At 40.5% G+C, this 12,491-nt stretch carries 13 protein-coding genes; 6 read left to right on the top strand and 7 right to left on the bottom strand.

Annotated elements, in window-relative coordinates:
* Window positions 1–188: 188 nt before the first annotated feature.
* Window positions 189–767: a type 1 glutamine amidotransferase domain-containing protein gene (locus tag H5159_RS05120; protein WP_024595007.1), complete on the top strand. Its 579-nt coding sequence runs from the start codon at window positions 189–191 to the stop codon at window positions 765–767.
* A gap of 64 nt (window positions 768–831) precedes the next feature.
* Here the strand turns inward: H5159_RS05120 and trpA are convergent, their stop codons facing one another.
* Genes trpA through H5159_RS05090 form a run of 6 tightly spaced genes read right to left on the bottom strand, consistent with a single transcriptional unit; the run spans window position 832 to window position 7,420 of the window.
* Complete coding sequence (trpA, locus tag H5159_RS05115) at window positions 832–1,653, bottom strand: tryptophan synthase subunit alpha (RefSeq protein ID WP_024595006.1); 822 nt, start codon at window positions 1,651–1,653, stop codon at window positions 832–834.
* Window positions 1,650–2,834: a tryptophan synthase subunit beta gene (gene trpB, locus H5159_RS05110; RefSeq protein ID WP_002961582.1), complete on the bottom strand. Its 1,185-nt coding sequence runs from the start codon at window positions 2,832–2,834 to the stop codon at window positions 1,650–1,652. The genes trpA and trpB overlap by 4 nt, the downstream gene beginning before the upstream one ends.
* 7 nt (window positions 2,835–2,841) lie before the next feature.
* Window positions 2,842–4,206: a bifunctional indole-3-glycerol-phosphate synthase TrpC/phosphoribosylanthranilate isomerase TrpF gene (trpCF, locus tag H5159_RS05105; RefSeq protein ID WP_182715309.1), complete on the bottom strand. Its 1,365-nt coding sequence runs from the start codon at window positions 4,204–4,206 to the stop codon at window positions 2,842–2,844.
* Window positions 4,199–5,236: an anthranilate phosphoribosyltransferase gene (gene trpD, locus H5159_RS05100; protein WP_182779839.1), complete on the bottom strand. Its 1,038-nt coding sequence runs from the start codon at window positions 5,234–5,236 to the stop codon at window positions 4,199–4,201. Before trpD ends, trpCF begins: the two co-directional genes overlap by 8 nt.
* 11 nt (window positions 5,237–5,247) lie before the next feature.
* Complete coding sequence (locus H5159_RS05095) at window positions 5,248–5,850, bottom strand: aminodeoxychorismate/anthranilate synthase component II (RefSeq protein ID WP_182715310.1); 603 nt, start codon at window positions 5,848–5,850, stop codon at window positions 5,248–5,250.
* Between the two features lies 1 nt (window position 5,851).
* On the bottom strand, window positions 5,852–7,420 hold the full coding sequence (locus H5159_RS05090; protein ID WP_182715311.1) for an anthranilate synthase component 1: 1,569 nt from the start codon (window positions 7,418–7,420) through the stop codon (window positions 5,852–5,854).
* A gap of 464 nt (window positions 7,421–7,884) precedes the next feature.
* On the opposite strand from H5159_RS05090, the gene rnm reads away from it, so the two are divergent.
* From rnm to H5159_RS05065, 5 genes are all read left to right on the top strand, one after another.
* Entirely contained in the window at window positions 7,885–8,739 is an 855-nt protein-coding gene (gene rnm, locus H5159_RS05085) for an RNase RNM (RefSeq protein WP_138488940.1), read from the top strand.
* On the top strand, window positions 8,736–9,356 hold the full coding sequence (locus tag H5159_RS05080) for an L-threonylcarbamoyladenylate synthase (protein WP_002961576.1): 621 nt from the start codon (window positions 8,736–8,738) through the stop codon (window positions 9,354–9,356). Before rnm ends, H5159_RS05080 begins: the two co-directional genes overlap by 4 nt.
* Before the next feature lie 6 nt (window positions 9,357–9,362).
* Window positions 9,363–10,199 (top strand): ScpA family protein, encoded by an 837-nt coding sequence (locus H5159_RS05075; protein WP_039489969.1) that lies wholly within the window; start codon window positions 9,363–9,365, stop codon window positions 10,197–10,199.
* Window positions 10,200–10,345: 146 nt separating this feature from the next.
* Window positions 10,346–10,897 (top strand): cytochrome b, encoded by a 552-nt coding sequence (locus H5159_RS05070; protein WP_002961572.1) that lies wholly within the window; start codon window positions 10,346–10,348, stop codon window positions 10,895–10,897.
* Between the two features lies 1 nt (window position 10,898).
* The gene (locus tag H5159_RS05065) at window positions 10,899–11,480 is read left to right on the top strand and encodes a YceI family protein (RefSeq protein ID WP_182779837.1); all 582 of its coding nucleotides are present in this window, start codon (window positions 10,899–10,901) and stop codon (window positions 11,478–11,480) included.
* Between the two features lie 83 nt (window positions 11,481–11,563).
* On the opposite strand, the gene H5159_RS05060 is transcribed toward H5159_RS05065, so the two are convergent.
* The gene (locus H5159_RS05060; protein WP_182674237.1) at window positions 11,564–12,406 is read right to left on the bottom strand and encodes a transporter substrate-binding domain-containing protein; all 843 of its coding nucleotides are present in this window, start codon (window positions 12,404–12,406) and stop codon (window positions 11,564–11,566) included.
* Between the last annotated feature and the right edge of the window lie 85 nt (window positions 12,407–12,491).

Here is a 12,491-nt window from a genome sequence, read left to right as displayed (position 1 = left end):
TTAAATCACCAAGTAGCAAAGCTATGTCTGATCTATGTAGTTTTTTCATCCCTTCTAAATGATTTACATGGCATTATAAATCCTACTTAAATTAACTCCTTTATTTTCAATTGCTTGTTATCGGCACGCATCGTGCTTTTTTGATTGTGTATTTTAAATATACCTTTTAAGAAAATAAGGAGATCTCAATGAGTACATTACAAACAAGCACACGTTTACAAGGCAAAAAAATCGCAATTTTAGCCACTGATGGATTTGAGCAAAGTGAGCTTTTATCTCCACGCAGCGCATTACTTGATGCTGGTGCAAACATCGAAATAGTATCAATTAAAGAAGGCCAAATTACTGGCTGGGATGAAGACAAGTGGGGCGATAAAGTAACAGTAGATAAACTAGTTACAAACGCGGATCCTGCTGATTACGACGCGCTTATGCTTCCTGGTGGTTTATTTAATCCAGACAGTTTACGCCAAGATAAAGATGCTAAAGCATTTATTGATGGATTTTTTGGTGCAGAAAAAAACAAACCCGTTGCTGCTATTTGCCACGCACCGTGGTTGTTAGCTGAAATTAATAAATTGCGCGACCGCACTATTACTTCTTTTCCTAGTATTAAAAGCGATTTAATTAATGCAGGTGCTAATTGGGTTGACCAAGAAGTATGTGTAGACCAAGGTTTGGTAACAAGCCGAAGCCCAGCTGATTTAGAAGCATTTAATGCTAAATTTATTGAAGAGATTTTAGAGGGTAAACACCAAGCTCACTAATTTGCTTTTAAAAAACAAAAAAGGGCATTTAATTGCCCTTTTTTAATGCGTAAATTTACACTTTTTATAATGCGGTTGCGGCTTTCATTTCACTAACAAATGCTTTTAACTGCGTTGTCATTGCGTCTAAATCGTTAAGGTTAGCTTCAATAATTTTAACTACAGCAGAGCCTGAAATAGCACCTGCTGCGCCTGCATTAAGAGCCGCTTTTACATCATCTGGCGTTGAAATACCAAATCCTAAAAGAGCAGGAGCTGCATGGTATTCTTTTAATTTAGTAACAATATTACCCGCTGGCATTTGTGCTTTAGTATCGGTACCGGTAACACCTGCGCGCGATAGTAAATACGTATAACCACGACCGTAAGAGGCGCATTGGCGAAGTGTGTCATCATCTGCATTAGGTGTTGCTATAAAAATTGGGTCTACACCGTTATCCATTGCCGATTTTCTAAATATTTTAGATTCATGCAGAGGCACGTCAGCCACTAAAATAGAGTCTACACCTACCGCTTTTGCATCTTTATAAAATGCTTCTATGCCGCGCTTAAAAACAAGGTTTGAGTAAAGCAATAATCCAATTGGAATATCGGCGTTATACTCGCGTATCTCTTTAATAACATCAAAGCAATCTTGCGTGTTAATGTGCACATCAAGTGCGCGAATATTTGCTTTTTGAATTACAGGGCCATCCGCAATCGGGTCAGAAAACGGAATACCAAGCTCAAGTGCATCAGCGCCGCCGTCAATTAGGCTTTTAATAATCGCAACACTTTGCTCTTTACCTGGGTCGCCAATTGTTACAAATGGTACAAACGCACCTTGTTTTTTCTCGTTAAGCGCTGCAAACATTTTGCCGTAACGATCCGTTTTTACTTGGCTCATAGCTGACCTCTTTCAGATAGTACATTGTGAACGTGTGCTAAATCTTTATCGCCACGACCACTTAAATTAATAACTAAAACGCTTTCCTCGGTTTGCTCTTCTGCATACTTAAGTGCATAAGCAAGCGCATGGCTTGATTCAAGCGCCGGAATGATCCCTTCGTTTTTAGCAAGTGATTGAAACGCATCAAGCGCTTCTGTATCTGTGATACCCACGTATTGCGCTCGACCGGTTTCGTGTAAAAATGCGTGCTGAGGACCAACCGCAGGGTAATCAAGACCCGCTGATACAGAGTAAGACTCTTCAATTTGGCCATCGTCGTTTTGCATAATGTACGTGTAAGTACCGTGTAATATACCTTTAGTGCCTTTACAAATTGTTGCACCGTGCTCATTTGTATCAAGCCCTTTCCCAGCAGGCTCAACACCAATTAATTTAACGCCTGGCTCGTCAATAAAGTCGGTGAACATACCAATTGCGTTTGAACCACCACCAACACAGGCAATTACAGCGTCAGGTAAACGACCTTCGGCTTTAAGTACTTGTTGTTTAGCTTCTTCACCAATAACTTTTTGATACTCACGTACAATTGTTGGGAATGGGTGAGGACCAGCAGCTGTGCCTAGTAGGTAGTGCGCGTCTTGATAATTAGCTGACCAGTCACGCAGGGCTTCATTTACTGCATCTTTTAATGTGCCAGAACCCGCTGTTACCGGAATAACCTCTGCGCCCATTAACTTCATTCTAAATACGTTTGGTTGCTGACGTTCAACGTCTTTTGCGCCCATATAAATTCGACATTTTAAACCCAGTAATGCACATGCAAGCGCGGTTGCAACGCCGTGTTGGCCTGCGCCTGTTTCAGCAATTACTTGTTTTTTACCCATGCGCTTAGTAAGTAACGCTTGGCCAAGTACTTGGTTGGTTTTATGTGCGCCGCCGTGTAATAAGTCTTCACGCTTTAGATACAGTTTTACTTTTGGGTTTTTAACTAAATTGCGCGTTAAAGTAAGTGGGGTAGGACGACCCGCATACTCGTTTAATAATTTACTTAGCTCAGCCTGAAACTCAGGATCTTTTTGTGCTTTGTTAAATTCGTTTTCTAACTGCTTAAGCGCAGGGACAAGTAACTCGGGTACAAACATACCGCCAAACTCGCCAAAATAAGCTGGATTTTGCATTTTAACCTCAATAATTTCTGATGCTTGTAAAAGCATTATGTAATTTGTTAGGGCACTTTTTACCCGCAGATTCTTCAACGCCTGAGTTTAAATCAAGGCCTAAGGCACCTTTAAAAAGCGCATCTTTAATATTGTCTGGATTTAAGCCTCCAGCGAGCATAAACGGAGTGGTTGCATCATGAAGCACCGACCAATCAAATGCTTTACCTGTACCGCCAGCTTGTGTATCGCTGTGTGTATCGTAAAGGTGTCGGTCAACGCCATTTACAGGTGTTGGCAATGCATCTTTTATTGCTTGGGCTTTCCAAATCTCGCAGCCGGTAGGTAACTGTGTACGCAACTGAGCGATGTAATCGTCACTTTCTTGACCATGTAATTGAACTGCCGCCAATTTTAGCACACTTGCGTATTGAGCAACTTGATCAATTGGGGCATCTACAAACACACCCACAAAATTAAGCGGGGCACTTTGGCTAAGCTCTTTTGCGCAATCTAAATCAACATAGCGTGGCGATTTAGGATGAAAAATTAAACCACCATAAACAGCACCGTTTTGATATGCCGCTTGTGCATCTTTGGTACGTGTTAAACCACATACTTTATTGTCACCTAAAATAACACGGCGACATGCTTGCTCTAAATCACGCTCGCCCATAAGTGAGCTGCCAATTAAAAAACCATCGCATAATGGAGCTAAACGTTTTACGTCTTGATGGGTGTAAATACCCGATTCCGAAATAACCACTTTATCAGCCGGAATAAGTTTGCGTAGCTTTTCGGTAGTGGCTAAATCGGTGCTTAAATCGCGTAAATCACGGTTATTAATACCAATAATTTGTGCATCAAGCGCAAGTGCACGGTGTACTTCTTCTTCATTACTTACTTCGGTTAATACCGACATGTTCAGAGAATCGGCAACTGCGTGCAGTGCTTTATAGCTTTCGTCATCGAGTACTGAAAGCATCAGTAATATAGCGTCACCGCCATAAATACGCGCCATATACACTTGGTACTCATCTATAAAAAAGTCTTTACAGATAAGCGGTTGTTCTACTTGGCTGCGCACAAATTCAAGATAGTCAAAACTGCCTTGAAAATATTTAGCATCAGTTAACACGCTCATGCAGGTAGCGTATTTTTTATAAACCGATGTGATTTCGGTTAAATCAAATGGCTCTCTAATTAGCCCTTTTGAAGGCGATGCTTTTTTACACTCTAAAATAAACTGTGTGCCTGGGGCGGCTAATGCTTTGTAAAAACTACGGCTTGTAGGCACTGCAAGGTGTTTAAAGCTTTCAAGCGGGCGTGCGGCTTTACGCTCAATTAGTTCTAATTTTTTATCAGCAACAATTTTGTCTAATACATTAGCCATTACTTACCTCAATAATTGCATTTAGTGTGTTCATGGCTTGCCCTGAACTTAATAATGTTTGTACTTGCTTTGCCCCTTCTTTTAACGTTTCTGCTTTACCTGTTAGGTATAAAAGGGCAGCTACGTTAACCACAATGGCAGCATTATGTGCATCTGTGCCTTTGCCTTGTAAGATGGCAAGGCTAGCATTTGCGTTGTATTGTGGGCCTTCACCAGCGAGTTGTTCAAGTGAATAGTTTGCAAGGTCAAAGTCGCTTGGGTTTAGTGTGTACTGTGTAAGCTCGCCATTATTCAGCTCAACTACCGTTGTTGGACCGTGTAGAGCTATTTCGTCAGTGCCCGAGCCGTGAACAATCATAGCGCGCTTTGTGCCAAGGGTATTAAGTGTTTGTGCCATTGGCATACATAACGCTTCGTTGTACACACCTAACAATTGCACATCAGGTGCTGCTGGGTTAGCAAGCGGGCCTAAAATATTAAAAATAGTGCGTGTTTTAAGCGCTGTACGCACGCCCATCGCATGGCGTACGCCACTGTGATAGTGCGGTGCAAACAAAAAGGTAAAATTGGTTTGCTCAAGGCATTTTGCTGCCTGCTCTGGGCTCATATCTATATTAATGCCCAGCGCTTTTAGTAAGTCGGCAGAGCCTGAATTACTCGATACACTGCGATTACCATGTTTTACCATGTTAATGCCGGCAGCAGCGGCAACTATGGCTGCTGTTGTGCTTATATTTATTGTGTTTGAACCATCGCCGCCAGTGCCACAGCTATCAGCAAGTTGTGTACTGCTGGTAGTAAAAGCAACAGCGTTTTCGCGCATTGAGGCTGCAGCACCTGCTATTTCATCGCTTACTTCGCCTTTAATTTTAAGGCTTATTAGTAGGGCGGTTAGCTCAATCTCGCTCATGTTACCTTGCATTATTTCATCAAACAGTGCTTTGGCGTCTGCATAGCTTAATGATTGCCCTGTAATTAGTTGTTCAATAGCGTGTTGAACATTTATGGGTTGTTCTGGTTGTGTACTCATAATGTCCTCTATTATTTGGCACGTGTTAAGTAAGCGACACTTTGCTGAAGTAGCATTGCGCCGTTTGGCGTCAGTATTGATTCTGGATGAAATTGATAACCCAATGCATTGTCATCATGATGATAAATAGCCATAGGGATATCTTCATACTGGGCAATAACCTTTATATTACCAGGCACTTTTGTTGCCATTAATGAATGGTAACGTGCTACAGGCATTGTATTGCCCATACCATCAAATACAGGATGTTCGCCTAAATTAATAATTGAAGACTTACCATGTACGGTTTCACCCGCGTGACCGATTACTCCGCCATAGCTTTGTGTTAACGCTTGTTGGCCTAAACAAATGCCTAGCATTGGGAAGTGGCCTTTAGAGAGCTCAATAAGCTCCATTAAACAGCCTGCATCGCTTGGTGTTCCAGGGCCAGGCGAAAGTACTAATAGTACTTGTCCTTGCTCTTGGCGCATTTTATTAAAAATAACCTCAGCGCTAATGTTGTTTCTGTAAACAACCAGTTCGCAGCCAAGCATCGTCAGCTCATCAACAAGGTTGTATGTAAATGAGTCAAAGTTATCTAAAAAATAGATTTTGATAGGATTTACTTTGCTCATTTTATACCGCCTTATACGTAGATTTTATGGCGGTGATAACCGCTTGTGCTTTAGCGCGAGTTTCGTTTGCTTCTGAAATAGGATCTGAGTCAAACACCACACCGGCACCGGCTTGCACATACGCTTTGTTATTTTTAACAAAAGCTGAGCGAATAACAATACAACTATCCATTGCGCCATCACCAGTTAAGTAACCTACTGCGCCGCCATAACTGCCACGGCGCTTACCTTCTGTTTGACGAACAAGCTCAGCAGCACGAACCTTTGGTGCACCAACAAGCGTGCCCATGTTCATACACGCTTGGTAAGCGTGCAGTGCATCAAGCTCGGGTTTTAGTGTACCAACAACGCGTGACACCAAATGCATTACTTGTGAATAGCGGTCTACTTTTAATAGCTCTTTAGCAAAACGAGTACCTGCAACACTAATACGTGCTACGTCGTTACGGGCTAAATCAACCAGCATTAAATGCTCGGCGCGCTCTTTTTGATCGTTTCTTAGTTCAAGCTCAATACGGCTATCTAGGTCTGGGTTTATTTGCCCATTAGCAAATTTACCACGCGGGCGAGTCCCCGCAATTGGGTATACTTCTACTTGCTTATTACTTACGTCGTACTTAAGGGCCGACTCAGGAGACGCGCCAAATAATGCAAAGTCTTCATCGCGCATATAAAACATGTAAGGGCTTGGGTTTTGCTTTTTAAGCTGACTATACGCATGTAAAGAATCAGGGCAAGGTAGTGAAAATGTACGCGACGGCACTACCTGAAAAATATCACCATCTACAATGTTCTTTTTAAGCTTAACAACTTGCTCGCAATACGTTTCGTCGCTTATATCAACGCTTACTTCACATTCGCCACTTTGCATATCCGCACTAAATTCTGCTGCGTTATCGCACAGCGTATTTAACCGCTCAAGCTCTTTACCTACTTCAAAACAGTTAGCGTGTACGTCTGGGCCGTTAAATACATTACCAATGAGTTCGGTTGTTTGCTTTTGATGATCAATAACAACTAACGTTTCAGCTAAATAAAATACGTAATCTGGGCAGGTGTTTTCGCCATCAGGTACATCACTTAATTGCTCAAAGTTTGCCACCATATCGTAGGCAAACACACCGCCTAAAAATACCGAAAACGGATTTTCGGTAGTGCTTTGAATGCTGTTAATACAGGTACGAAGAGCGCTGAAGGCGTTATCGGCAACAAGCTTACTTGCTTCGTCTATATCGCTGCTGGTGTCTTGGTAGTTAAGTGTAAGCGTTGTGTCGTTTAATTGTGAATCACAGCTCTTAACATTTGCTTGTAAGTAGCTTAATAATTGCTTGCCGTTATTAGATTGTGCGCTAACAGTTACCGTTTTACCCTTACATACAATGCGCAGGGCGCTATCAACTAAAATTAAACTTTTTACACTGTCTTTAGAATCAATCTCAGCCGATTCAAGCAGTAGTGAGTTAGGCTTATCAAGTGCCGCGTATAATGCAAGAGGGCTACTAATATAGTCGCGTACTTGCGTAATGCTTGTTACTTCGCCTGGTGTGGTAGTTATATGACTAAAAATCAAACCTCATTCCCTCAAAAAATTAAACCCCGCAGTGCTTTTGCAATGCGGGGTTTGAATAACGATATCTAAATTACAAACAGATCATTACCGTCCCGCTATATCAGGCGCCACCACCAACGATGTGTAAGAGTAAGACCGTTATTCATGTTTTTCTGCCTCAAAATTTATTAAATATTTTTAACGTATATGTTTCGTAAAATTTAGTTATAAAAAAACCCGCATAGTTGCGGGTTTTGAATTTTTGCTAGACACGACAATTCATCACCCGAAAATTACGAGTGCCACCACCAAATAGTGTTTAAGTTTGAATTGATCATTATTGTTAATTCTTAATGTGTCTGAAAGTGGCTACAGTAAAACGTATCTTATGCTTTTGTGTCAAGTGTTTATTTAAAACAATTTAGTCAAAAAAGTTGTTATACTTACATAAACACCAGTAACCCTTAATTTTAAGCAGTTTTCTTTTGATAAAATATGATTTACATAGCCATACCACACATTCAGACGGGCGTTTAACGGTTGAAGAATTATTGCATCGCGCTGTTGATAAAAATATTGATGTGTTTGCTATTACCGATCATGACACTGTGGCGGCTATTAAGCCTGCTCAGCAATTTATTGAAGCAGAAAACTTACCGCTTTCATTAATAACGGGTACCGAAGTGTCTACCAAATGGGAAAGCTTCGAAATTCATATTGTAGGTTTAAATATTGATATTAATAATATTGACCTTACTTCTTTATTAACTGCTCAGCAGCAAAAGCGAGAAGAGCGTGCACTAGAAATTGGCGCACGCCTTGCAAAAAATGGCTTTGATGGCATTTACGAGCAAGCTAAAGAGCTGGCAAAAGACGCGCAAATTACGCGCGCACATTTTGCACGCGCTCTTATTGAGCGCGGTGTAGCTAAAAATTTCCCGGGTGTTTTTAAAAAGTACTTAGGGCGCGGCAAAACAGGCTATGTACCTAGTTGCTGGTGCACCATGCAAACCGCTGTAGAGGCAATACATGCTGCTGGTGGTGTTGCTGTACTTGCGCACCCAAGTAGCTATCAAATGTCAAACAAGTGGCTACGCAAATTATTAGTAGAATTTAAAAGTGTAGGAGGAGACGCAATGGAAGTTGCACAACCTCAACAGGCGCCAAGCGAACGTCAATTTTTAGGTGAACTCAGCCGTGAGTACGAACTACTTTGCTCGCAAGGGTCTGATTTTCATTTTCCGACAAGCTATTTAGAGCTTGGCAAAAATTTATACTTACCGAAAGACTGCCAAGGTGTTTGGCAAGTTTGGGAAGGACAAGAAGGGGCATTAACATGAGTCAATTATTCCATATTCATCCTGATAACCCGCAACCAAGATTGATTAGTCAAGCCGTTGATATTATTAAACAAGGCGGTGTTGTTGTTTACCCAACAGATTCGGGCTATGCCATTGGCTGTAACATTGGTAATAAGCAGGCCAAAGAGCGCATAGAGCGTATTCGTGGTATTGAAAAAAACGATAATTTCACGCTAGTTTGCCGTGATTTATCGGAGCTATCTACTTATGCACGTGTAGATAACCAGCTATTTAGATTAATTAAAAATAATACGCCAGGGCCTTATACCTTTATTTTTAAAGGCACAAAAGAAGTCCCTAAGCGTTTATTAAACGACAAGAAAAAAACCATTGGCATGCGTGTAATTGAACACCCAATTGCTTGTGCGTTACTTGCCGAACTTGGCGAGCCATTAATGTCGTGTTCTTTAATTTTACCCGGGCAGCAGTTTACTGAATCTGATCCGGATGAAATATTAGAGCGATTAGATAAACACGTTGATTTAATTATTCACGGTGGCCATTTAGCCGAGCAAGCAACCACAGTAATCGACTTGTCGGAAGATGAAGTTAAAATATTGCGTGTTGGCTGTGGTGATACAAGCCCGTTTGAGTAATAACAAGTGAGCGAAAGTACTGCTGATACAAAAAGTAGTGAAAAGCCAGTGCAGCAGAAGCTGCCACTGGCTTTTTTGCATGGTAAAGCGGTTGTAGATAAACCAGAAGACTTATATATCCCGCCCGATGCGCTCGAAATAATATTAGAAACCTTTGAAGGCCCGCTCGATTTACTGCTTTATTTAATTAAAAAGCATAAGCTTGATGTGCTCGATCTTTCTATTTTTAGTATTACAGAGCAGTATGTAAGTTACGTTGAAATGATGACCGAGTTTCAACTCGAACTTGCCGGTGAATATTTAGTTATGGCTGCGTTACTTGCACAAATTAAGTCGCGCTTATTACTCCCTGTTCACGAAGAACTTGAAGAGGAAGAAGACCCTCGCGCTGAGCTTATTAAACGCCTGCAAGAATATGAGTTATTTAAAAAAGCCGCCGAAAACCTCGATGATATCCCCCGTGTTGGGCGTGATATTTTTATAGCGCATGCCGCTATGCCAATAAATGAAGACACAAGTCATAACCTCCCTGATATTGAACTTAAAGACTTAATGCTGGCGTTGAGTGATGTTATGGCGCGAGCAAAAACGTTTGAACATCATCAAATTACTGCTGAAGTACTCTCAACCCGAGAGAGAATGAGCCAAATATTACAACAGCTATCGAAAGCAAATTCAGCAGTGGTATTTAATGCGCTTTTTACGCCTGATGAAGGGCGTAGTGGTGTTGTGGTTAGTTTTATAGCCATGCTAGAGCTCATTAAAGAAGGACTTGTTACCTGTTTGCAAGTAAGCCCAGAGAGCTTAATTTATGTCAGCTTGAGCGAGCAATCAACCCTATAAACTTATCTGTTTAATCCTCAACTTCTAAAAACTGACTTTAATTATCAAAGTTCTGTGCGTATACGCACGTAAAGTGTTTGTAAATGCTATTTTCATTTACGGCTATGCACTATATTGTAACGTCATAGCATAATAGGACTTTAAACATGTTTAAAAATACACCTTCATCTTACGGACTTGTCGCCATTATTTTACATTGGCTCATGGCGTTGACTATTTTTGGCCTGTTTGGTTTAGGTTTATATATGGTTGAGCTTACTTATTACGATAGCTGGTATAAAGGCTCGCTCGATTTACATAAAAGTATTGGTATTACGCTTGTGGCCGTATTTTTATTTAGAATTTTATGGCGTGCTTTATCTACACAACCTAAACCATTAGGTGAAAGTAAAGGCATGAACCAATTAGCACATACTGCGCATATTGCTATGTATATTATTTTGGCCGTTATAGTTGTTGCAGGGTATTTAATATCAACCGCAGACGGACGTCCAATAGAAGTGTTTACCTTATTTAACGTATCAGCGCTTGATTTTGCATTTGATGACCAAGCCGATATTGCAGGAAAAGTACATTATTATGGCGCGTGCACATTAATCGGGTTTGCAGTATTGCATGCACTAGGGGCGTTAAAACATCACTTTATCGATAAAGATAAAACCTTAATCAGAATGATCAAACCATTAAAGGATGATTAAAATGAAAAGATTATTAGTAAGCACAGCCGTTTCGGCTGCAATGATGTTATCGGCAACAGCCGTTAATGCAGCTGATTATGTAATTGATACAAAAGGCGGGCACGCATCTGTTAACTTTAAAATTAAACACTTAGGTTACAGCTGGTTATATGGTCGTTTTAATACTTTTGACGGCACATTTAGTTACGATGCTAAAAATCCTGATGCATCAAAAATTATGGTAAATATTGACACCACTAGCCTTGATTCTAACCATGCAGAGCGCGATAAGCACTTACACGGTAAAGATTTTTTAAATGTGGATAAATACCCAAAAGCGACATTTAAAAGCACCAGCATTAAATTTGATGAAGATGGTGAAGAGGCTGACGTAACCGGCGAATTTACGCTGCATGGCGTAACTAAAACTATTACCTTTGAAATAGATAAAGTGGGTGAAGGGAAAGATCCGTGGGGTGGATACCGCGTAGGTTTTGAAGGCGAAACCAGCCTTAAACTTACCGACTACGGTATTGATTACAACTTAGGGCCTGCATCTACTCATGTTGATATTATTTTATCAATAGAAGGCGTTCGTAAGTAATACAGTTATTGAATATAAAAACGCCACTTACTGTGGCGTTTTTTTGCTTAACAGAAACTCAAATTAAGCGACTTTGAATTTGCTTATTTTGCGCTATTAATGCGCGATTTTAATAGAGGCCTTAAATCCTCAGGCAACCAGCGCATAAGTAAATCGTTATAAGCCTGCGTTTTTTTAATAACTTTAAGCTGCTCATTAAGAATAGCGATGTCTTTTGCGCCTTGCTCGTTTTTAGTACAACCAATAAAGCCATAGCTGAGCGCTGGGGATTCGGTTAATGGACGCTGCGTTAAGTTTTCTTCAAAGTGCATTGATTTAGCTAAATAGTAATGCTCGCTTGGGTAACCCAACAAAATATCAATTCGTTTTAGGTTAAGCATATATGTAAGGCTCGCTAGGCTATCGCGTGTGGGTCTAATTACTAAATCAATGTTGGGTGTACTGTTTATTAAAGTATCTATCTCTTGGCCGTAAGAGCGGCTCATAGAAACTCCAAGAGTTAGTTTTTTATCTTGTATTAAATTGAGTAGTGATACTTCTTTTGATTCCGCTATATTTAGCGCTTTGGCCAGCTTTTTATGCATTGCTATTGAAGGCGAGAGGCCTGTTGTTGAGCTTTCGTCTGTGAAATAAATATGCTCTTTTCTGTAATCATTTTTATAAAGCGATAACGCACAAACATTATTTGAAGTATTGGACAGCTCTTGAATTACTTTACCTGAGGGGATAAGCATGCGGTTAAAGGTAATATTAGGAAGTTGTTTTTCAAGTAAAGAAATTATGCTTTCGTCACGGCCTTGGTGTTGATATTGACCATTTAAAATATAATAGGGTGCAAAATCGTGCGCTAGCCAGTTTATGGTTCTAGCATTGCTTATTGAGCTCAGACAGAAAAAAAGTAAGAAAGTTAAAAATATACGGAGCATTACAACAGCTACCAGTAATTATTATTGTAAAACTATTGTAACCAATAAAGGGCTAAAAAGTAAAATGCCAGCAACAAGGCTGGCA

The organism is Pseudoalteromonas sp. SG43-1, from assembly GCF_014164415.1.
GTDB classification, from domain to species: Bacteria; Pseudomonadota; Gammaproteobacteria; order Enterobacterales; family Alteromonadaceae; genus Pseudoalteromonas; species Pseudoalteromonas distincta.
The sequence above is the reverse complement of the archived record's forward strand: the minus strand, read 5'-3'. Positions and strand labels throughout refer to the sequence as shown.